Here is a 22,420-nt window from a genome sequence, read left to right on the forward strand (position 1 = left end):
GAACGCGTGCGCGCAGCCGCGTGATCGATGATTGTGGGGGAGGCATGAATGCACTAATACTGGTGTCCTTGTGGCGCGTTGCGCCGTCGATTGCCGACCATTGAGGGGGAGACCTTATGAAGTCGCACGCATCCCAGCGCGCCCGCGCATGGAAACTGGGCCTGGCCGGGGCCGGGTTGGTTGCGCTTACCGCCTGTGGCGGGGGCGGTGGTGGCGGCACTGTCATCCGCCCCGAACCACCACCGTCGCCGCCGCCGGTTCCGCCACCGGATGAGGAGCCCGTACCAGGCCCCCAGCCCGACTTTGACGCCCATCTGGTACTCACCAACACCGACGCCGCGCACGCCGCGGGTTTCACCGGTAAAGGGGTAACGATCGGGCTGCTCGACAGCGGCATCCGCCGCGACCACCCGACGCTGGACGGCCGGGTCACGCGAAGCTTCGTTTACCTCGACCCGCGCACCAACAACCTCAACGTCGATGACGTGCTCGGACACGGGACGATCGTGGCCCAGTTGGCCGGCGGCCGTCCGTTTGGCGATTGGCCCGGTGGCATCGCGCCGGACGCCACGTTTGTCTCCGCGCGGATCATCTCGGATGCGCCTCCATCCGACGACGGATCCGGCAAGGGCAACGAGGTGTCGGACGGCTCATGGCTGGGCGACATCCACGAGGACCTCATCACCGGTGGCGCGCGGATCTCCAACAACTCCTGGGGCGGTCTGTACTGGACCGGCGGCGACACGGTCACCCGTACCTTTGTCAACGCGCTCAAGCCGTTCGTCGTGGACTGGGGCGGTCTGGTCGTGTTCGCGACCGGCAACGAGGGCTTCGACAACCCCAGCGACACGGCGGCCCTGCCCAGCCTGGGCGCGGGCGCCGAGATCCTCGAGCGCGGCTGGCTCGCGGTTGCCGCACTGAACACCCTGGAGCCGACCAAGCTGGCGGATTACTCCAACGCCTGTGGCATCGCCCAGAACTACTGCCTGGTCGCGCCGGGCAGCGTCGTCTTCACCGATGTGCTGGACCCGCCGGGCGATCCGTCCTACTGGGTAGGCTCAGGTACCTCGTTTGCGGCGCCGCAGGTATCGGGTGCGGCAGCGGTGGTCTGGGAGGCGTTCCCGTACTTCTCGAACGACGAGGTGCGGCAGACCCTGCTGGGCACCGCGGTCGACCTGGGCGCGCCCGGCGTGGATCCGATCTTCGGCCACGGCCTGCTGGACGTTGGCAAGGCCGCCAAGGGTCCTGGCCGGCTGGACTGGGGCCAGATGAGCGCGGCGTTCGATGGCGGCCGATCGGTCTGGTCCAACGACCTCACCGGCGCGGGCGGCATCACCAAGACCGGCGACGGCGATCTGGACCTGACCGGGAAGAACAGCTACCGCGGCAAGACGATCGTCAACGAAGGCTCGCTGGCGTCAATGTTCGACATTCCCGGCGACGCGGAGATTGGCCATGACGGCCTGCTGTTGCTCGATGGCATCTCGGTGAAGGGTTCGCTGCGCAACGAGGGCATCGCGGCGTTCTACGGCGAGGATGCCACGGGCACCGTGCACACCATCGGTGGTGACTTCACCCAGACGAGCACGGGTGTTTTCGCCTTCGACCTGGGCTCGTCCGTGAAGGTCACGGGCCGGGCGACGGTCGCCGGCGAGGTGCTGGTTACCGGCGTCACCGATGGCTACGTGCGCTCGGCTCGGGAGACTTTCCTGACCGCCGACGGCGGGCTCTCGGGCGCGTTCTCGAAAGTGTCCGCCAGCAACAACCTTTTCCTGCAGGCAACGCTGGGGCACGACTTTGAAAGCGCGTGGCTGGACATCCAGCGGCTGGATATCCTCAGCTCCGCGCAGTCATTGCGCCTGAGCCCGACCGCGATCAGCGGGGCCGCCAGAGTCGAGGACGCGTTCCGCGGCCTCGATCGCGACGGCGCGGGGGTGATTGGACCGGCCGGTCCGGGCGCGATGGGCGGCTTCATCACCGGGGCCGGGGCGATCCAGTCCATCGCGTCGGCGGCAGGCGCGGAGCGCACGCTGGCGAGCCTGTCCGGCGAGATGCACGCAGCCGACACCGCGTTCGCCACGATGGCGATGGACGATGGCCGCCACGCGCTCGAGTCGCGCCTGGACGGGCTCTCCGGCGGCAACGTGGTCAGCCTGGGCAGCTGGGCGAGCCGGCAGGGCGGCGAGCGCGCGATGTGGTCGCAGTCGCGGTTGGACGCCAACTCCTGGCTGCTGGGCCACGACCAGCGCATCGGGCGCAACCTGACCCTGGGCTTCGCCTTCGGCCAGACCGACGGCTACGCGCACAACCCGCTGCGCCAGGACCGCGAGCACAACCGCCAGTACGAGAGCCAGCTCTACGCCGCCTGGGAGTTCGATGGCAGCTACCTGCTGGGTCGCTTCGCAGCCGGCCGCATGGACCGCAGCACCCAGCGCGAGATCGTGCTGGGGAGCCAGAGCCATGGCGTCGCGGCGGATTACGCCAGCCGCTACTCGAGCTTCGGCGTGCAGGCGGGCCACCGGTTCGCGTTGGGCGCCGGCACCCTGACCCCGTACGTGGGCACCGAGACCCTGCAAATGGATCGCGACGGTTTCAGTGAGCAGGGTGCGGTCGGGTTCGGCCTGACCACCGGCGACTCGCAGCTGGATGCAACGCGGGCGCTGGCGGGTGTGCGCCTGCAGCAGCCGTGGCAGTTGGGCGGCCTGAAGCTGACCGTGCAGGGCCGGCTGGAATGGCAGCGCCTGCTGTCGCAGTCGGGTACCGCAATCGACGCGCGGTTTACCGGCATGGATGCGTGGTCGCCGATCACCGGCGGCGGGCTGGCGAAGGAAACCACCGTCCTCGGCTTCGGCCTGCGCAGCGATCTGCCGCTGGGTCGGCTGGGCTTCGATCTGGATGTGCGCAACGAAAACGGGCGCACCTGGACGGGTGCCTACGCCAACTGGACGGTCGGGTTCTGACCTGACCAACCCGGCGCGTGGCCTGCATGGCTGCGCGCCGGAGCGGTGGTTTCCGACGGGCAGCAGCGCTGCCCGTTATTGCTGGCGATCAGCTGCGGTCGTCGAACAGCTCGCGGCCGATCAGCATGCGCCGGATCTCGTTGGTGCCGGCGCCAATGGCATACAGCTTGGCGTCACGCAGGATCCGCCCGGCCGGGTACTCATTGATGTAACCGTTGCCGCCCAGGGTCTGGATGACTTCCAGCCCGACCTGCACCGCCGCCTCGCTGGCGTGCAGCAGGCAGGACGCGGCATCCACCCGGCTGCGATGGCCGGCGTCGTAATCGCGCGCGACCTGGTAGGCGAAGGCGCGGCTGGACTGCAGCGCGGTGTACATGTCGGCCATCTTGGCCTGCATGATCCCGAAGGTGCCGATGGGTGCATCGAACTGGCGACGCTCGCGGACGTAGGGCAGGGCGATGTCCATGGCGTCCTGCATCAGCCCGATCGGGCCGCCGGTCAGCACCAGGCGCTCGGTGTTCAGGCCGCTCATCAACACCTTGACGCCCAGGTTGACCTCGCCGAGCACGTTCTCGACCGGGATCTCGCAGTTCTGGAAGACCAGCTCGCAGGTGTTGGAGCCGCGCATGCCCAGCTTGTCGAGCTTCTGCGCGGTGCTGAAACCCGGCATGTCGCGCTCGACGATGAAGGCGGTCATGCACTTGCTGCCAGCATCCTTGCCCGCGGTGCGCATGTAGACGACCAGCACGTCGGCCTCCGGGCCGTTGGTGATCCACATCTTGTTGCCATTGGCGACCCAGACGTCGTCGCCACCTTCGACAGAGCGAAGCTCGGCGTGGCAGCTCATCGATCCGACCACGTCGGAACCGGCGCCGGGCTCGCTCATGGCCAGCGCGCCTTTCCACTCGCCGCTGCACAGCTTGGGCAGGTACTTGCGGCGCTGGGCCTCGTTGCCGTTGAGGTAGAGGTTGTTGACGCACAGGTTGGAATGGGCGCCGTAGCTCAGGCCGACCGAACCGGACGCGCGGGAGATCTCTTCCATGGCGACCAGGTGGGCCAGGTAGCCCATGCCGCTGCCGCCGTATTCGGGGTCGACGGTCAGGCCGAGCAGGCCCATCTCGCCGAGCTTCGGCCACAGGTCCTGCGGGAACGCATTGTCTTCGTCGATCTGTTGCGCGCGCGGCGCGATCTCGGCTTCGGCAAACCGGCGCACGGCGTCGCGCAGCGCGTCGATCTCGTCACCCAGCGGAAAAGCACGCATCCCAAAACTCCTGTGTGTTTGAAAGCACGACGGGGCACATGGCCCCGTCGCGTTGTTCCCTTACCGGTCGCCGCAGATCAGCTGCGGGCGCGTCAGCTGCGGACGCGACCCTTGAAGCGCGGGGTGCCACGGCCCATCGGCAGCTTCAGCTTGCCGATCGAGGCGATGCGCTCCTCGCCCAGGCGGTCAGCGGCCTTGTAGGTCGGGATGCCGTCGCGGTCGGCGATTTCGAAGATACGGGTCAGGTTGTGGTAGATCGTCCGCATCATGCGCATCGCACGCTCGCGGTTGTAACCGTCGATCTCCAGCGAGACGTTCATTACGCCGCCGGCGTTGACCGCGTAATCGGGTGCGTAGAGGATGCCGCGCTTCTGCACTTCCTCGCCCATCGCGTCGCTGGCCAGCTGGTTGTTGGCCGAGCCGCAGATGACCTTGGCCTTCAGGCGCTCCAGGGTCTCCTCGTTGATCGTGCCGCCCAGCGCGCACGGCGAGTACACGTCGGCGGGGACGTCGTAGATCTCGTCCAGGCCCACGGCCTCGGCGCCGTACTCGTTGACGGCCTTGTCGATCAGGCCCTGGTTGATGTCGGTGACGAAGATCTTCGCGCCGCGCTCCTTGAGCAGCTTCACAAACTCCATGCCAACGTGGCCCAGGCCCTGCACCGCGTAGCTGTACTTGCCGACTTCCTCATCGCCGAAGCGCTTGTTCAGCGACGCCATCAGGCCCTGCAGGGTGCCGTAGGCGGTGAACGGCGAGGGGTCGCCGGAGCCGCCGTGGACCTGGTGCACGCCGGTGACGTACTCGGTCTCGCGGAACACGAACTCCATGTCGTTGACGTCGATGCCGACGTCCTCGGCGGTGATGTAGCGGCCGCCCAGGGTCTCCACGAAGTGGCCGAACGCGCGGAACAGCATCTCCGACTTGTCGGTGGCCGGGTTGCCGATGATCACGGCCTTGCCGCCGCCCAGGTTCAGGCCGGCGACCGCGTTCTTGTAGGTCATGCCGCGGCTCAGGCGCAGGACGTCATTGAGCGCCTCGGCCTCGGACTTGTAGGGCCACATGCGGGTGCCGCCCAGCGCGGGGCCCAGAGTGGTGTTGTGGATGGCGATGATCGCCTTCAGGCCGGCATCCTTGTTGTGGCAAAACACCACCTGCTCGTGGCCGCTGGTGTCGAGGGTTTCAAAAATCATCAAGAGCTCCGGGTCGGCGGTGATTGCGCGGGTGCGCTGGCGCCAAGATTCGTGTAAGTCATTGAATCCGCGTGGATTCGCCAATGCAGGCCGAGTGTTTCCCGGTCGCAGGGGCGCTAGTCTAATCGAATCGCGGCGGCGTCTAATGCTGCGCTGCGGCATTCGCGCATTCAGGAAGTTGGCGCCCTCCGGCGCGCGCAAACCCCGGCGCGGAGGCCCAGGGGCGGCACGCTACAATCACGCCAAACCCCTTTGCCCGCACGGATCGAGCGTCATGAGTACTCCTGCCAGCCAGCTTTCCCAGCCCGCCACCGCCACCAACTCGGCCACCGCCCGCACGCCACTGCGGTTTGTCACCGCCGCCAGCCTGTTTGACGGCCACGACGCGGCGATCAACATCATGCGCCGGCTGATCCAGTCGCTCGGCGCGGAGGTCATCCACCTGGGCCACAACCGCTCGGTGGAGGACGTGGTGCGCGCGGCGCTGCAGGAGGACGCCGACGCGATCGCGCTGTCGTCCTATCAGGGCGGCCACGTGGAGTACCTCAAGTACATGGTCGACATGCTCAAGGAGCGTGGCGCGGCGCACATCAAGGTCTTCGCCGGTGGCGGCGGCACCATCACGCCCGAGGAGATCCGCGAGCTGCAGGCCTACGGCGTGGAGCGCATCTACCACCCCAACGACGGGATGAAGATGGGCCTGGTGGAGATGATCGAGGACGTGGTGAAGCGCGCCGAGGACGCCCGCGTGGGCGCCGACGCGCCCGAATCCGCGCCGTCGATCACCGACGAGATCGCGATCGGCAAGATGCTGACCGCAATCGAGGAGGACCAGTTCGACGAGCACGCGCTGGCGACATTACGAAAAGAGTGGCAGCTGGCCGGCAGCCGCACGCCGGTCATCGGCATCACCGGCACCGGCGGGGCGGGCAAGTCCTCGGTCACCGATGAGCTGCTGAACCGCTTCCTGTCCCACTTCCCGGAGATGCGCCTGGCGGTGATCTCGGTCGACCCGACCCGCCGCCGCACCGGTGGCGCACTGCTGGGCGACCGCATCCGCATGAACTCGCTGCGCTCCAAACGCGTGTACATGCGCTCGATGGCGACCCGCCGCCAGCACGCCGCGACCAACATCGTGCTCAAGGACAGCATCGGTTTCCTGAAGGGGCTGGGCTACGACCTGGTGATCGTGGAGACCGCCGGCATCGGCCAGAGCGATTCGGAGATCGTCGATCTGGTCGACTTCCCGATGTACGTCATGACCAGCGATTTTGGCGCGCCCAGCCAGCTGGAGAAGATCGACATGCTCGACTTCGCCGAACTCGTCGTGCTGAACAAGTACGACAAGCGCGGCGCCGAGGACGCGCTGCGCGACATCCGCAAGCAGTGGAAGCGCAACCGCGTCGCGTTCCAGACCAAAGACGAGGACGTGCCGGTCTACCCGACCATCGCCAGCCAGTTCAACGATCCGGGCATCAGCTGGATGTTCGCCAACCTGTGCCGGCTGATGCACGAGAAGGTGCTCAACGACGGCGAAGGCGAGGAGAGCCGTCAGCTCGCGCCGGCCCACTGCGATTTCCAGCCCGACATCGACACCAGCCTGAAGGAGCCGCGCGCGACCGTGCTGATCCCCGGCCCGCGCGTGCGCTACCTGGCCGAGATCGCCGAGCAGGGCCGCAGCATCAACCGCCAGATCGAAACCCAGGCTGAGATCGCCGACCGTGCGCAGTCGCTGTGGCACGCGCTGAAGGAGCTGGGCGATACCGCGCTACCGGAAGCGCTGGACCTGTACGGATCCGCGGCGATCACGCCTGGCGGCGGCCAAGCCGGGCAGGGCGCCGTTGAGGTTGCCAGCCCATCGCCTGCCGTGCCCGTGCCGCCGGAAAACGAAGTGCCGGCCGTCGCAGACGACGGGCAGGCACCGGACCGCACCCTGCTGACCCTGCGCCAGCGCTACAACGACGCCATCCAGTCGCTGACCGCCGACGCGGTCAAGCTGCTGCGCCAGTGGCCGGAGCGGCTGAAGTCGATCACCGACGAGATCACCGAATACGAGGTGCGCGGCAAGAAGATCCGGGTCGAGAACTACCGCGAGTCGCTCAGCCACCAGCTGGTGCCGAAGATCGCCGCGCCGACCTACAAAGGCTGGGGCGAGCTGCTGACCTTCCTGCAGAAGGAAAACCTGCCCGGCCATTACCCCTACACCGGCGGCGTGTACCCGTACCGCCGCACCGGCGAGGACCCGATCCGCATGTTCGCCGGCGAGGGCACGCCGGAGCGCACCAACCGGCGCTTCCATTACCTCTCCGTCGGCCAGCCCGCCGCGCGCCTGTCCACCGCGTTCGACTCGGTCACGCTGTACGGCGAGGACCCGGCGCCGCGCCCGGACATCTTCGGCAAGATCGGCAACTCCGGCGTCAACATCGCGTCCCTGGACGACATGAAGAAGCTGTATTCCGGCTTCGACCTGTGCGCGCCGACCACCAGCGTGTCGATGACCATCAACGGCCCGGCGCCGATGATCCTGGCGATGTTCATGAACTGTGCCATCGACCAGCAGGTGGAGAAGTACCTGCGCGAGGACGACGCCCGCTGGGCGGAGGCCAGCAAGAAGATCGACGCGATGTTCAAGGACGCGCCGCGCCCGCAGTACAGCGGCGAGCTGCCCGAGAGCAACGACGGCCTTGGCCTCGGCCTGTTGGGCGTCAGCGGCGACCAAGTGGTCGACGCGGCCACCTACCAGCGCATCAAGGAGTACACCCTCAAGACCGTACGCGGCACCGTGCAGGCCGACATCCTCAAGGAGGACCAGGCCCAGAACACCTGCATCTTCAGCACCGAGTTCGCGCTGCGGATGATGGGCGACATCCAGCAATACTTTGTCGATCACGGCGTGCGCAACTTCTACTCGGTGTCGATCTCCGGCTACCACATCGCCGAGGCCGGGGCGAACCCGATCAGCCAGCTCGCCTTCACCCTGAGCAACGGCTTCACCATCGTCGAGTACTACCTGGCGCGCGGCATGGACATCGACGACTTCGCGCCCAACCTGTCGTTCTTCTTCAGCAATGGCATGGACCCGGAGTACACCGTCATCGGCCGCGTCGCCCGCCGCATCTGGGCCCGCGCCATGCGCGAGCGCTACGGCGCGTCCAGCCGCAGCCAGATGATGAAGTACCACGTGCAGACCAGCGGCCGGTCCCTGCACGCGCAGGAGATCCAGTTCAACGACATCCGCACCACCTTGCAGGCCATGTACGCCCTGTTCGACAACTGCAACAGCCTGCACACCAACGCCTACGACGAAGCCATCACCACCCCGACCGAGGAAAGCGTGCGCCGCGCGGTCGCGATCCAGATGATCATCAACAAGGAGTTGGGGATCAATTTCAACGAGAACCCCTGGCAGGGCAGCTTTGCCGTGGACTACCTCACCGACATGGTCGAGGAAGCCGTCTACAAGGAGTTCGAGGCGATCAGCGAGCGCGGCGGCGTGCTCGGCGCGATGGACACCATGTACCAGCGCGGCAAGATCCAGGAAGAGTCGATGTACTACGAGCGCAAGAAGCACGACGGCAGCCTGCCGCTGGTCGGCGTCAACACCTTCCTGCCCAAGGAGCACGCCGGCGAAGTCACCACCGAGATCGAACTGATCCGCTCAACCCCGGAAGAGAAGGGCCAGCAGATCGAGAACGTCGCCAACTTCCAGCAAAACCGCAACAAGCTGGCGCCGCGTGGCGAAACCTCGCACAGTCACGAAGTGGGGACCGACGGCGCAGGGGAAGAAGCGCACGACGGACACGGACTGGGGTATTTGCAGAAGACGGCGCGCGAGCGCAGGAATGTGTTTGAGGCGCTGATCGAGGCGGTTAAGACGCACTCGCTTGGGCAGATCTCACACGCGCTGTATGACGTGGGTGGGGAGTATCGGCGGAATATGTAGTTGCATAAAGATGCAACTGGTGCTACTTATGTGCCGCGCAGTTGATTCAGACTGCCCGCGACACCTAGCACTAGTAGTAGCCAAGCCTTGCTTCATTTTCATTTTGAACTGGAGCGCCCAGTAGGGCATGCGGGGGCAACAGTCTCCCGTCCCTCGTTCCTCAGGAGCGGGTAGCGACGACCTGGTCGGGAATCATTAGGCAGTTGCTTGGTTGCGGTTGGGGAATGCGGCTAATGATGCTCAAAAGGCTCAGGTGTATGAGCTGACCAGGTCTGTCATCTATGGGTAAGCGGCTGTGGGGAGCTGCAAGTGGCTGCATCTTTTGTGGGAACGGCGGGTCCAATTCGAACTGACGCGCAGCTCGCATCAGCGTTAAACGTTGAGTTGAATTTGTTGCTCGATGTCGCGGAGAGGTCAGCAGAGGAAAACTATCGCCCGGTATCGGCTCACTCCAAGCTCGACGGTACCGAGCGCCGTGTGTTTAGCCCTTCCCGCGATGTGCGCCTTATCCAGCGCCGGCTCGTAAATAGGTTTTTTAGAAAGCCGCAGGTTGTGAGTTGGCCGCCTTTCCTATTTGGTGGCATTCCGAACGACGCGCTACCTCAGAGGGACGCGCCGCGAGACTATGTCGCATGCGCCGCCCAGCATTCCATAGCGCGCAGTGCTTTGAAACTCGATGTGCGTAGTTTTTTCGACAACGTGCACTCAGACGTTGTGGAGCCGATATTCTCAGGGCTTCTGCGCTGGGACGAAGAGCCAGCCGTGCTTGCCACCCGCGTGTGCACACGACTGGATTCTCTTCCGCAAGGCGGAATCACGTCCAGTTATTTGGCGCTGCTATGCCTATTTCGCGAAGAAGGCAATGTGGCTAGAACTTTGAGGCGGAAAGGCCTCACTTATACCCGCTATGTGGATGACATAACGATCTCATCTACTTCTGTCCTACAGGAGTTTGATTTTGCTCATGCGCTTGTCGAGCGAATGTTGATGAATCACGGGCTGTTCATTAACTCCAGCAAAGTTAATTTGCAGAAGGCAGGAAGTTCTCCTCTAGAAGTCCACAACTTGCGTGTCGGTTGTGGACCGCCGCGACTGCCTCAACGAGAGGTTAAAAGAATAAAGCAAGTATGCCGTCAGACTGAGTTGGACGCGAGTGAGGGGCGACGCAGTTATTCTTATAGACGGCGCTATTTTCGGGCGGTAGGATTGGTTAATAAGCTTGCGCGTGTCGGTAATAATCAGCATCGCCATTTGATTACGCGTCTTTCAACGATACGTCCACTTCCGTCTCAAAAGGATTATGAACTTGCGACGAATGTTGCACACGACCTACGCGAGAGGTACGTACTAGGGCATGACAGGTACTGGTACCGGCGTCGGTTCCACATTCTTATGGAACGGCTGAATCTCATCGGCGTTGAAGATCCGGCATGGGCAGCAAATTTACGGATCTACATGAAGGCGCACTATGCTCCAACGAGTGTGGACGCATGATGGCGAGGAAGGTGAGCATTTTTCTTAAACGCTCCGTTGTAGCAGTTGACGACTGGCTCAAGCCGATTCGAATCTTGGGCACGGTATTTGGGATTGCGGCGGCGTTTGCAACCGGTGCGTTGCTGATAACGATCCTTAATGTAAAATATTACTGGGAGAGCTATAGCTTCTGCATGCAGCTGTCTTGCCTAGCTCAATTTCCGGATGCGTTTCGCGTGCAGCTCGATCTGCTCGGTGCGGGAGGAAAACTTGCTACGCTTGTTGCCCTGGTACTTGGGCCCTATGCCGCACTCAAGGGGTACTTGTCTACGGCGAGTGCGGAGGCGTTTGGAAATCATATTGCGCACCTAAACTTCTTTGAGTCTTTTATTCGCGCTGAGCTCGATAAGCGCGAAAGAATCTCAAAGGGCGCTGTAGATATTTACTCCTTGTACCGTCTTATGTTCCCTGAGGCGGACGGTCGTGCCATACACGCGTCACCGGAGTTTCTTAGAAGAGTGGGATTTCTGTGCAATTCTATAGAGGCTTCCAGTCAGTGTTTTTCCAGTGCAGAAACCAAATTTAGATTCGATGTACACCGCCGCGCCATCACCCAGATATTACTAGATCTTTACATTACGCAACACAACAGTCCGAGGATTGACTTTCTTGAGGCCGAGGACCAGTTATTGGATTTCCTCTGCATGTTATCTCGAGTATTCGGCGAGCGTGGGGCAGAAGTCGCCATTCCAAAGCGGCTGTATCGATAGTGCATTCGTCATGTTCTTGGCGCATGGGCGCATCGGCCGGTGCGAGTCTTGTTGCGGCCCGGCGTGAGGTGTTGCTGCGCACGTGGTAACACGCTTTGACTGCTGGAGCCGTTCAACGCATGAGCGCCGTCATGCCGCCGTTGGATCTGGCGCCGGCTTTGATGTCACGGGAGTTGCGGAGGTCACGGTCCTGCCGCGATCGCCGGCCGGGAGCGAGGGGAATACACCTAGTTCCAGCTCCAGGTCCAATTACGGTTCCGGGCGACCTCCTGACGAGGTCGCTGTCCCAAATCCAGTGCTACCAAGCGAGGGCGTAACCGTTCGCGAGCTATCCTGGCGTTCGACAGGGGGATCGATGATAAGCCAGCACATACAGACGGTAGGTTCATTCCGGCGCTTTGGTTACGGCGCACCGGTGGCGCGCTTCTTGGCGGCGTCCGCGGAGGAGCTGGTCGGCTATCTCACCCGCAATTCGTCGTTCGATGTAGATCAGACGCAAGTCCACGCATGGCAGGGCACGATCGAGGTCTTGCAAGCGGCCCTAGAGCCGTTCAGTGCGCGCAGCCACCTTTTCCTCGAGTTTGATATTCCGCGAATGGGTCGGCGGGTGGATGCGGTATTGGTGCTGGATCACGTGGTGTTCGTCATCGAGTTCAAGGTCGGTGCCGGGCAATTCACGGCAGCGGATTTGGATCAGGTCGTGGACTACGCGCTTGATCTGAAGAACTTCCACGAGCCGAGCCATCACGCGCCTCTGGTTCCGGTGCTGGTCGCCACGCATGCCCCGCCAGGAGAGCTTTGGATTGCGACCGATAGCGCGGCCGACGGGTTGTATGCACCGGTCCGTGTAAACGCGGACACGCTTGCCCACGCGCTCGACCAGTCGCTCGCATTTGCCGACGGTGAGGCGATCGATCCGCGGCAGTGGGTGACTGGCCGCTATCGTCCGACGCCTACGATCGTAGAGGCTGCGATGGCGCTCTATGCGCGGCACTCCGTTGCTGACATTTCCCGCAATGACGCGGCGAACTTAGGCGAGACCTCCGGTTTTCTGGCGGGAGTTATCCAGCAAGCAAGAAACAGCGGGAGCAAAGCTGTCTGTTTTGTCACCGGTGTTCCGGGGGCGGGGAAGACCCTGGTCGGTCTGGACGTGGCGACGCATAGCACTGATGCAGAGTCCGAGTTACACGCCGTGTATCTCTCCGGTAACGGGCCGCTGGTGAAGGTGCTCCATGAAGCACTGGCCCGGGACAAGGTTCGTCGGGAGGCGGAAGAGGGCAGAAAACTGCGGATCGGCGATGCCCGACGGCAGGTGAAAACGTTTGTGCAGGCGGTCCACCACTTTCGCGACCACGGACTCGCGGACGATCGTCCACCGCACGATCACGTCGCAATCTTCGACGAGGCTCAGCGAGCATGGAATGTCGAACAGACCGCGTCCTTCATGCAGCGCAAGCGTGGGATGGCCGGGTTTGATCAATCCGAGCCGGAGTTCCTAATCTCCTGCTTGGACCGCCATCCCGACTGGGCGGTAATCGTGTGTTTGGTGGGAACCGGGCAAGAGATCAACCGGGGCGAAGCGGGAATCGGCGAATGGCTCGCGTCATTGAGCCGGCGCTTCCCGGAATGGGAGGTCTTCGTGTCTCCCGCGCTAGAGCAGCGCGATGCCGTTGTGCGTGAAGAGCTTGCCGCCACTCGCGCGAGGGGTAGGTTGCACGAGTCGACATCACTGCACCTCACTGCATCGATTCGATCGTTCCGTTCCGAGCGTGTCTCCGAGTTCGTCAATCGCTTGCTGGATCTGGACATCGATGGCGCGCAGACGATGTTGCAGGAGGTCACCGAGCGGTTTCCCATCATGTTGACCCGGGACCTCAGCGCCGCGAAATCTTGGCTGCGAACTAAAGCCCGAGGTAGCGAGCGCTACGGGATGGTCGTGTCTTCACAGGCCCAGCGGCTGAAGCCTCACGCAATCGACGTACGTGTGCCGGTCGATCCGGTGCATTGGTTCTTGGCGGACAAAGCTGATACCCGCTCCTCTTACTACTTGGAGGACGTGGCGACTGAGTTTCAAGTGCAGGGGCTGGAGCTGGACTGGACGTGCGTCGTTTGGGATGGCGATCTTCGCTATGCGGACGGGCAGTGGGGCTACTACGGCTTCGTCGGCGATCGTTGGAACCGCGTGCTGAAAGATGAGCGGCGCCGGTATCTGCTCAATGCGTACCGAGTCCTCCTGACGCGGGCAAGGCAGGGGACTGTTTTGGTTGTTCCCCATGGCGATGCGCACGATCCAACCCGTGCGCCAGAAATCTATGATCCGTTGTATACGATGCTCCACGGCATCGGATTGCCGAATTTGAGTTGAGGTGAGCGTAGACGAATTTAATCCTGTTTGTCGCAATACTCGCGCCCATTTTTTCGGGTCTTGCGGTGCTGCTGGTGTGGCACTTTCTCCGCAGCGACAAGCGTCGGTCGCCATTGACCTTCAAGGTTCTGAACCTTCCCGGCGAGAGCCTACTTCGGGGAATTGAAAAACACGACGAGGGGTACTACGAGAAGGCAGGGATCTTGATGTTGGTCGGACCTGTGGTGCTATCTGCATGGCTACTCGCGCGCATGGATCGCGTAGTGGATGACTGGACAGCAATGCAGTTCGGTAAGGGTGATGCAATTTTTGCGGTGGTGGGTATCGGCGCTTTTGTGTGGGCTGTGGTTGGCCTGATAAGGCACCTGCACGCGCGTCGCAAATATTTGGACGGCCGCGCTGCGGAGCTTGCCGTTGCTCAGGCGCTAATTCCCTTGATAGCCGATGGCGCGCTGATCTACCACGACTTCCCAGGCGACAAGTTCAACATCGACCACATCGTCATCGGGGGCGGAGCGGTGTTCGCGATCGAAACAAAGTCCCGGCGTAAGCCTCGTGGGGGCGGCAAAGATTCTGCGCGCGTGGACTACGACGGCGCGCGGCTGAAGTTCCCAAGCCATGGCGAGACCAAGCCTATCGACCAAGCTCGCCGTCAAGCTCAATGGCTGGAAAAATTTCTCGGCAGCGGGGTTGGTGAGTCGGTCCGGGTGATTCCGCTGGTGGCGCTGCCGGGCTGGTACGTCCAAAGTCGGGTCCAGCGTCCCGACGTGCTGGTGAGCAACTGCCATAACTCCAGCTTCATGATGAAGGGGAGTTTCGGGCCGACCATGTCGCCCGCAATGCGCAAACGGATCGCGCATGTGCTGACGGAGCGTTATCCGCAGATGGATTCGTAGTTCTTCGTCATCGTTCTCTACGACAACACCTGGGAAAAGCTGTGCATCTGGTTGTGCTGTCCAGTCGCGGGTAGTGCGACAGCTGTTCACTAAGTTCTTCCGCCAGCTAGGAAGAACGTGATGACCACCCAGCAGCGCCTTGAGCACCACAGCATCCTTGAGTACCTCTACCGCGATGCCGGCAACTTCAAGACCTACGGTGCGCTCCTACTGACCGGCTACACGCCGGACGCCGACGCTGACCTGCGCGCGTGCTTGGAGTGGGGCGATCAGTTTGTAGCGGAGCAAGTGGGCGTTCCGGTCCTGTGCGCGGAGCACTGGGAGTCGGTAGGCGAGGGGTCGTCGGATCTCGATCACCCGTTTCACGAGTTCGTATGCCTGCGACCGGCGACTGCGCAGGAACTCAACCTGCCACACGGCGGTTCGTTGAAGACGCTGGTGACACGCATGCAGGCGGCGAGGGGGCGGTGGGATGTCACCCTTTCGCCAAATTGCGATTGGTAGGTCGGGCGACGCTTCACTCCCTGCGCTTCCTTTGGCACACTCATTTCCGCCCTTCCGTTCGGCTCATAGTCACCGGCGGTAACAGGGCGAGGACGCGCCGGCAGACGTTGGCGCACACACATGGATAGGCAAAGGAGAGTGCTGTGGCTCAGAACATTGTTTCCCTTGATTTCACGGACGAGCAGATTGCAGGTGCGGTAGCGGGAGTGCAGCAGGCGGCGGCGTCGTTGCCCGGTTTGATCGGCATGGAGACCGGCGACCGTCGCGGACTGACCCTGCTGGGCCCGCGCTCGCAGGATTTCGCGCGGCAGACGCTGCGGGTGCTGGAGCAGAACCCGGATATCGTTCCGGCGAGCCTCAACCTGACGGAGGCGCAGACCGACCTGGCCGCTCTGGACAAGCTGGTGCCGGTGCTGGAGCAGCTGCGGCGGCTGACCACCCGGGTGGAGGACACGGTCGCCGCGCTTGGCAGCGACGTGATGAGCGTCGCGCTGGAGGGCTATGCCCACGTCAAGCTGTCCGGCGCGGCCCACGGCCTGGACGACCTGCGCAAGGAGTTGAGCGGCCGCTTCGCCAAGAAGCGCCGCAAGGTGGCCGAACCGGCCTGACGCGTTTCTCCGGTCTTACGCAACACAGGCCGCCTCCGGGCGGCCTTTCTGGTTGCAGGCATCGGCAGGCGTGCCGGAGGCCCGCGTTGGGGTCGCGGCTGCCGGCTTTGGCATCACTCACCCATCGGTCGGCCTGGGCGACGCCTGCGATGGCGTCATCGACGCCTCGGATGCGGTTGACGACGCTTCTGGTCGCTGCTTCGATGCCTCAGATGGGGTCGAAGACGCCTCCGGATGCGTCGCCGCCGCCCCGGTTGAGGTAACCGACGTGTCCGGAGCGGTCGTCAACGTGTCCGGAAGGGTCATCGACGCGTCGCGGCCACGCCGGGGCAGCGTTTTCGAACAACGACAGCCACTGTCCGCGCACTGCGTGATCATGCCGCGACGCCGGCCGCGTTACTCTTCCGCCCAGAAGGGCGTCAACGTGGACTGGCATTGATGGAGGCGTTTATATACGGGCTGGAGAGCGCCGCGGGCAGCGCTCCTAGTACGCGCGCGTCCTGCAGGCCGCGGCCGACGCAGTGCGCCGTCTCATGCGCGATTGAACCCACTACAGCGAGAACCCCATGACCCGTATCGTCTGCCCGCTTCCGCTCACGTTCGCGCTTTGCGTGGGACTGGCTACCGCGTCCTGCGCTACCACCACGCCTGTCGTTGCCGCGCCGTCGGATGACCCGCTGCGCATCGAAGGCACCATCACCACCATCGACCTGGAGCCGTGGACGTTTGATGGCAACGCCACCGTGCAGGTCGACGCGGACGGGCGCGGCGTTGTGCAGGTGCACCTCCCGGCGCGCTGGAACCTGTGCAAGGCGCCGCCGGTGGACGTGCAGTCGCTGGCAGTGGGCATGCGCGTGCAGGCGGTCGGCGCCGCGACAGGCAAGGGCGGGCTGGTGGTGTGCATGGATGCGACCCACCGTCTGCAGCCGCTGCAGTAACGCCCCGTTCGCCTGTCCAGGAGCTCGCGCATGCGTCGCCAACTGTTGCCACGTGACCTGGGGTTCGAGGTCCGCGCCGGGGATGAGCCGTCGCTGTTCAAATGGTTTCTGGCCAGCTTCCTGTTCGGCAACCGCATCTCGCAGGAGATCGCGGCGGCGACTTGGCGCGTGCTGGTCGAGGTGCACGGCTGCGATTCGCCGCAAAAACTGTGCGGCTTCACCCACGCGCAGCTGGTGCGGATGCTGGGCGCGGGCGGCTACCGGCGCTACGACGAGTCCACCGCGACCCGGCTGTCGCTGCTGTGCCGGGCCCTGCTGGACGACTACGAAGGACGCATTGGCGGCATCGCCGAGGCGGCGGAGAACCGCGAGGATTTCGAGCGCCGGCTGCTCGCGTTCAAGGGCGTCGGGCCGGTCACCTCAGGCATCTTCATGCGCGAGGCGGAGGCGGTGCTGTTCCCCGATGGTGAGCGGCGATAGGTTGCCCCATCGCTGCGTTACGATGCCCGCATGGCCAGCCTGGTTGGACAGACACGCCGATGGGACGGTTGCGGGTCATCAGTGCCCGAACTCGTGAGATCTCAGGGCGGGGACACTCAAGGGGGCGCTCGATGAAGCTGCAACTGCGGGCGTTACTGGCCCAGATCGTGATCCTCGCAGGCGGTGTCGCCGCCTATCCGTTGCTGGCGGCTGATCGAGCCGGTGATGCGGACAGCTCCAGCTGCAAGGTCTGCGAACGAAAAGCGGCCGAGCTGGCGCAGTGCCAAGGCATCGATGCGGATGAGTACTTCACTGGCCTGGTCTTCAATCCGCCAGGAATGCAGACCGGGTTTGCGCGCTCATCCTGCTTCAATCGCCTGGCGTTGAATTACCGGGATGCGACGCTGTGCGTAGAGGTCCGGGAGCGCGAGTCGATGTTCTTCAACGGGTCTGCGCTCTCGCGCCCGGCTTGCGAGCGGCGGATACGCGACGCGGCTGCTGGTGACCCCCGAGTGGTCATCGCCGATATCCGTCGGCTGGCGGGAATGCAGTGGTACCGCAATGGAAACGGCCGCGACTTCGATGTGCACGTGCGCTCCGCGGGGTCCTATGCGCATCGTTACGCGCTGAGGCTGGCGATGCTGGACGAAAAGGGAGCGCGCACGCAGACACTTTGGGACAGGGAATATGGCTATCGGGCCGAAGATAACGAGCGCACGGTCCTGATCCGGTCGGAGGACCTGGATGCGGCCGCGGCGGCACTGGGTGTGGAGCCTCCGTACCGCGTCCGGTTGACGATGGCGCTGGTGGAGCCATCCTTGGCGGAACTGGCACAGTTTTCGGCGATGGCGCCTGCTGAGCGGGAAAGCAGCCTGGAGCAATTGGTTGATCCGGGCACGCTGCGGCGGAGTCATTGACCTGCAGCCGTGGACCTCCGATGGCAACGCCACCGTGCAGGTAGATGCGTCGCCAACAGTTGCCCCGTTACCTGGGGTTCGACTTCCGTACCGGAACGCGCCGGTTACGTCGGGCAGCTTAATGCGTGACGCGAACGCGTTGCTCTTCCCCGATGATGAGCGGCGGTAGCGTGCCGCGTCGCTGCGTTACGATGCCCGCATGGCCAGCCTGGTTGAACAGATAAAGGAAGCGCTCGTCGCCTTTGCCGGGTTGCAAACGCCGCCGGCGCTGATTGGCGGACTCGCTCTTGCGGCCCACAATGTCGTGCGCGCCACGCGCGATGTCGACTTCCTCGTCGATTCCGACGATGCCGACCGGTTGCACCACCTCCTGCTGGAGATGGGGTATCGGTGCATCCACCGCAGCGCTGACGCGGCCAACTACCTGCGCGGTGAGGAGGGTCTGGACCTGCTGTATGCGCATCGCCCGATCGCGCGACACCTTTTGGCGGACGCCGATGAGCGGGAGACGCCGATGGGACGGTTGCGGGTCATCAGTGCCGAGGGCCTGGTTGCATTCAAGCTTCAGGGCTACGTCAATGACCCGACACGCACCCGCGACCGGGACGACATCCGGGCGCTGCTGCGCGCGCATCCGGACAGTCTCGACCTTGGTGAGCTGAGGGAGTATTTCCGTTTGTTCGAGCGGGAGGATCTGTTTGAAGAGCTTGTCCATGAAGCCCGTGCTTGATGATGATCGGGTAGTTCTGGTGAGCGAGGGCGGCGTTGAACGCATGGCGGTTGCGGCCGACCCGATCCAGGCGTGGATCGACCTGATGGAGGTCGTGGAGATGCTGCGCCCTCCGAACGGACCGCGCCCGCCGACACCGATCTGCGGTCGGTTTCTGCTGTAGAGCACGATCGGTGGGCGGCGCGCTGGCCGAACTGGATGGCGATCTTTTCCTTGATCGACGAGTACGACGGCCGCATTTGCCGCATCGGGGAGATGGCGGAGAATCGGGACGATTTCGAGCGCTGCCGCCGTCGTCCCGGGATTTCGTGGCCATGCGCGCGCGCCTGCTTCATTTCTCAAGATCGGGCGACGACGGCCGTTATCGGTTGCGAGACAGGGGCTGTCAGCCCCGTTGCGCTGGATCGGCAAAGCGGCTCGCCCGCCGGTGCTGCGCGGAGCGTCTTGCAATTGGAAGGACGGCCATCGCCATGCTCCTGGAACCCCTGCCGCTTGACCCCTCGCATCCGTCGCCGTTCCGTGACGCGATGGAGCGGGGCCACGCGCGCCTGCGGTTCGAGCCGGCGCTGGAGGAAACCTACGCCGCGGCCCAGCGCGCCGCCAACTGGCCTGGATGCGCGGGGTGTCGTGGGTCGGTGTCCTCACGTACGTGGGGTTCGTGGCAATCGACCTCACGACCGTTCCGTTGCACGCGGCACGCTGGACCGCCGCCATCCGGGTGTTCGTGGTCGTTCCGGCACTGCTCGCGGCACTGGTGGTCAGCCATCGTCCGGCGCGGCACGCCTGGCTGACGCCGGCGGTCTTCCTGGCAGCCACGGTTACCGGCTGCGGCACGGTCGCCATCGTCGTGGTCGCCCTGGCGATGGGAGTGCCGTTGCCATACGAGGGCACGCTGCTGCTGCCCATCGTCTTCTACCTGCTGATCGGACTGCCGTGGTGGTGGGCGCTGGCCGCCAACCTTCTGGCGCTGGTGATGTTCCTGGTGCTGGTGCCGCTGGTGCAGCCCGACCGGCTCGTGCTGTCGTACCAGCTGTCGTACATGGTGCTGGCGAACGTGATCGGCGCCTGTGCCGGATACGCGCTGGAACACCGAGCGCGCACGAACTTCCTGATCGCCGGGGTGCTGTCGGAACTGGCCGAGCGCGACGGGCTGACCGGCATCCACAATCGGCGCAGTTTCAACGAGCACCTGCAGCGCGCCTGGGCGCAGGCGTTCCGCGAGGGCGGAAGCGTGGGCCTGGCGCTGATCGACGTCGACCACTTCAAGCACGGGGGTCGCGATTGCGTGGTCGTGCTGTTGAACCCCGACATGGAGGAACTCAGTTTCCCCACCGGCCGTGAGGCGCTCGCCGCGCCTGCAGCCCCGCGGCCTGGTGGCGGATCTGCTCGGAAGAGGTAATCTTCCGCGTCGATAACCGATACATGGAACGTGCCGAATGCTGCTGCGGACCTTGATGCTGTGCCTGGTGACTGTTGCGCCTCCACGGGCGACCTTGCCAATGCAGACCAACCGGGAACCGTCCACCCGATGAGCACCACCGAGATCTATCTGATCGCGCTTCTGATCATTTTCAGCGTGCCCTGGCTGATCTGGCGACTGGGACGTACCGACCACTTTGCGCCCCTGGTGGTGGTGCAGATCATCACCGGCATCCTGCTTGGGCCGGGCGTTCTGGGCGCGGCCTTCCCGGAGTACTACCAATTCATCTTCAACCCCACCGTTGTCGACGGGTTGAACGGGGTGGCGTGGTGGGCGGTGATGATCTTCGTGTGGATCGCCGGAATCGAGCTGGACCTGCATCAGGCTTGGCAACACCGCATAGAGAGCGGAATCACGGCCGGGCTCGCACTCGGCGTGCCGCTTGTCCTGGGCAGCCTCGCAGCCGTCGGGATGCTGATGTTTCCCGGCTGGATCGGTCCGGACGGGCAGCCCTGGCAGTTCGTGCTCGGCATAGGCATGGCGTGCGCGGTAACGGCGTTGCCGATCCTGATCCTGCTGATGGAAAAAGCGCAGATCCTGAGGCAGCCCATCGGGCAGCGCATCCTGCGCTACGCCAGCATCGACGACATCGCGATCTGGGGCGTGCTTGCGCTGATCCTGATGGATTTCGATCGCGTCGGGAGGCAGGCCGGCTTCCTGCTCGCATTCCTTGTCGTGGGCACGGCGTTTCGCAAGCTGATGGTGCGCGCGTGGTTCGTCGACAAGGCCGGTCGCGTGACCGGGCCTGATGGCGAGAGGATCGGTAACGCTTAGCGCAAAACCGGCACGCTCCGTTGTGTTGGGCAGGGGCATATCTGTTTTTTTCACGCGTGCGCATGCATTGGGCCGTGCAAACGGGACCTGAATGCCACGATCCAGCGGGGTGTAGAGTGGCCGCGTTTCAAGGTCAGGAGAATGCACCCCATGAACAAAGATTCGTTCTATCCGATCGGCACGCCGGGAACGCCCTGGGGACCGGGCGAGGTCGCGAAATGGCGCTCGCAGCAGCAGGTCCAGCGCAGCTATGCGGACGACGTGGTCCGCAAAATCGACCGGCTCCGGGAGCGTTTCGACGTTGAGGAGTACGGCCAACTGGATTACGGGTCGGACGCGTTTCCGCTCTACGCGGTCCGCAGCCGCAACTGGGACGATCAACTCCCCAGCGTGCTGGTGACCGGCGGCGTGCACGGCTACGAGACCAGCGGGGTCCACGGCGCGTTGCAGTTTCTCGATCGCCATGCCGCTGAGTACGCGGGCCGCGTAAACCTGCTGGTGGCACCCTGCGTGAGTCCGTGGGCCTACGAGCGGATCCAGCGCTGGAACGTGGATGCGGTGGATCCCAATCGCTCGTTCGTCAAAGACAGTGCGTCGGGCGAGTCGGCGGCGGTGATGGAACTTGTCGCACCCCTGCGTGACAAGCTGCTCGTGCACGTCGACCTGCACGAAACCACGGACACCGACGAGTCGGAATTCCGGCCCGCGTTGGCGGCGCGCGACGGCAAGTCCTCCGAGCCTGGCGAGATTCCCGACGGCTTTTACCTGGTCGGCGACAGCGAGGATCCCCAACCCGGGTTCCAGCAGGCCATCATCGACGCGGTGGCCGAGGTCACCCATATCGCCCCGGCCGATGCGAGTGGCGAGATCATTGGCACGAAGATGGTGGCTCCAGGAGTGATCAACTATCCGGTCAAGTCGCTGGGCCTGTGCGCGGGTGTCAGCAACGCGCGCTATCGCACCACCACCGAGGTGTATCCCGACAGCCCGCGGGCGACGCCGCAGCAGTGCAACGGTGCCCAGGTCGCCGCGGTTCGTGCTGCCATTGATTACGCGCTGGCCCAGCAAGCCTGAGGTCAACGCGGGACGTCGGGTCCCCGCGCTCTGCTGCATCCGATGACATCGCGATGA

General features: G+C 64.0%; 19 protein-coding genes. 17 read left to right on the forward strand and 2 right to left on the reverse strand.

Annotated elements, in window-relative coordinates:
- Positions 1-116: 116 nt before the first annotated feature.
- Positions 117-2,960, forward strand: coding sequence for an autotransporter serine protease (locus INQ43_RS05690; protein WP_194035469.1), 2,844 nt, complete (start codon positions 117-119; stop codon positions 2,958-2,960).
- Between the two features lie 88 nt (positions 2,961-3,048).
- Here the strand turns inward: INQ43_RS05690 and INQ43_RS05695 are convergent, their stop codons facing one another.
- Both INQ43_RS05695 and INQ43_RS05700 read right to left on the reverse strand, forming a co-directional pair.
- A complete protein-coding gene (locus INQ43_RS05695; RefSeq protein ID WP_194037386.1) occupies positions 3,049-4,221 on the reverse strand; it encodes an isovaleryl-CoA dehydrogenase in 1,173 nt (390 codons plus the stop codon).
- A 92-nt stretch (positions 4,222-4,313) separates the two neighbouring features.
- Positions 4,314-5,411: a Glu/Leu/Phe/Val dehydrogenase gene (locus INQ43_RS05700; protein ID WP_194037387.1), complete on the reverse strand. Its 1,098-nt coding sequence runs from the start codon at positions 5,409-5,411 to the stop codon at positions 4,314-4,316.
- A gap of 274 nt (positions 5,412-5,685) precedes the next feature.
- Here INQ43_RS05700 and INQ43_RS05705 point away from each other — a divergent pair, with 274 nt between their 5' ends.
- The 16 genes from INQ43_RS05705 to INQ43_RS05780 all read left to right on the forward strand — a co-directional run bounded on the left by INQ43_RS05705 (position 5,686) and on the right by INQ43_RS05780 (position 22,363).
- Positions 5,686-9,354 (forward strand): methylmalonyl-CoA mutase family protein, encoded by a 3,669-nt coding sequence (locus INQ43_RS05705; protein WP_194037388.1) that lies wholly within the window; start codon positions 5,686-5,688, stop codon positions 9,352-9,354.
- A 384-nt stretch (positions 9,355-9,738) separates the two neighbouring features.
- Complete coding sequence (locus INQ43_RS05710; RefSeq protein ID WP_194037389.1) at positions 9,739-10,848, forward strand: reverse transcriptase family protein; 1,110 nt, start codon at positions 9,739-9,741, stop codon at positions 10,846-10,848.
- 11 nt (positions 10,849-10,859) lie between these two features.
- Complete coding sequence (locus INQ43_RS05715; RefSeq protein ID WP_194037390.1) at positions 10,860-11,597, forward strand: retron Ec48 family effector membrane protein; 738 nt, start codon at positions 10,860-10,862, stop codon at positions 11,595-11,597.
- A gap of 355 nt (positions 11,598-11,952) precedes the next feature.
- Entirely contained in the window at positions 11,953-13,962 is a 2,010-nt protein-coding gene (locus INQ43_RS05720) for a DUF2075 domain-containing protein (protein WP_194037391.1), read from the forward strand.
- A gap of 65 nt (positions 13,963-14,027) precedes the next feature.
- Positions 14,028-14,858, forward strand: coding sequence for a nuclease-related domain-containing protein (locus INQ43_RS05725; protein WP_194037392.1), 831 nt, complete (start codon positions 14,028-14,030; stop codon positions 14,856-14,858).
- Positions 14,859-14,978: 120 nt separating this feature from the next.
- Positions 14,979-15,362: a hypothetical protein gene (locus INQ43_RS05730; RefSeq protein ID WP_194037393.1), complete on the forward strand. Its 384-nt coding sequence runs from the start codon at positions 14,979-14,981 to the stop codon at positions 15,360-15,362.
- A 143-nt stretch (positions 15,363-15,505) separates the two neighbouring features.
- Positions 15,506-15,970 carry a hypothetical protein gene (locus INQ43_RS05735; RefSeq protein WP_194037394.1) on the forward strand — a complete coding sequence of 155 codons (465 nt, stop codon included), beginning with the start codon at positions 15,506-15,508 and terminating at the stop codon, positions 15,968-15,970.
- A gap of 70 nt (positions 15,971-16,040) precedes the next feature.
- On the forward strand, positions 16,041-16,409 hold the full coding sequence (locus INQ43_RS05740; protein WP_194037395.1) for a hypothetical protein: 369 nt from the start codon (positions 16,041-16,043) through the stop codon (positions 16,407-16,409).
- 127 nt (positions 16,410-16,536) lie between these two features.
- Positions 16,537-16,908: a hypothetical protein gene (locus INQ43_RS05745; protein ID WP_194037396.1), complete on the forward strand. Its 372-nt coding sequence runs from the start codon at positions 16,537-16,539 to the stop codon at positions 16,906-16,908.
- Positions 16,909-16,938: 30 nt separating this feature from the next.
- Complete coding sequence (locus tag INQ43_RS05750) at positions 16,939-17,388, forward strand: DNA methylase (protein ID WP_194037397.1); 450 nt, start codon at positions 16,939-16,941, stop codon at positions 17,386-17,388.
- 131 nt (positions 17,389-17,519) lie between these two features.
- The gene (locus INQ43_RS05755) at positions 17,520-18,305 is read left to right on the forward strand and encodes a hypothetical protein (protein WP_194037398.1); all 786 of its coding nucleotides are present in this window, start codon (positions 17,520-17,522) and stop codon (positions 18,303-18,305) included.
- A 199-nt stretch (positions 18,306-18,504) separates the two neighbouring features.
- Positions 18,505-19,035, forward strand: coding sequence for a nucleotidyltransferase family protein (locus INQ43_RS05760; protein WP_194037399.1), 531 nt, complete (start codon positions 18,505-18,507; stop codon positions 19,033-19,035).
- Entirely contained in the window at positions 19,019-19,198 is a 180-nt protein-coding gene (locus INQ43_RS05765) for a hypothetical protein (RefSeq protein ID WP_194037400.1), read from the forward strand. The genes INQ43_RS05760 and INQ43_RS05765 overlap by 17 nt, the downstream gene beginning before the upstream one ends.
- A gap of 495 nt (positions 19,199-19,693) precedes the next feature.
- Positions 19,694-20,434: a diguanylate cyclase gene (locus INQ43_RS05770; protein ID WP_194037401.1), complete on the forward strand. Its 741-nt coding sequence runs from the start codon at positions 19,694-19,696 to the stop codon at positions 20,432-20,434.
- 129 nt (positions 20,435-20,563) lie between these two features.
- Entirely contained in the window at positions 20,564-21,289 is a 726-nt protein-coding gene (locus INQ43_RS05775) for a cation:proton antiporter (RefSeq protein WP_194037585.1), read from the forward strand.
- Between the two features lie 150 nt (positions 21,290-21,439).
- Complete coding sequence (locus INQ43_RS05780) at positions 21,440-22,363, forward strand: M14 family metallocarboxypeptidase (RefSeq protein ID WP_194037402.1); 924 nt, start codon at positions 21,440-21,442, stop codon at positions 22,361-22,363.
- The last annotated feature ends 57 nt before the right edge of the window (positions 22,364-22,420 follow it).

The sequence above is a fragment of the Lysobacter sp. H23M47 genome (assembly GCF_015209765.1).
Taxonomy (GTDB): domain Bacteria; phylum Pseudomonadota; class Gammaproteobacteria; order Xanthomonadales; family Xanthomonadaceae; genus Novilysobacter; species Novilysobacter avium.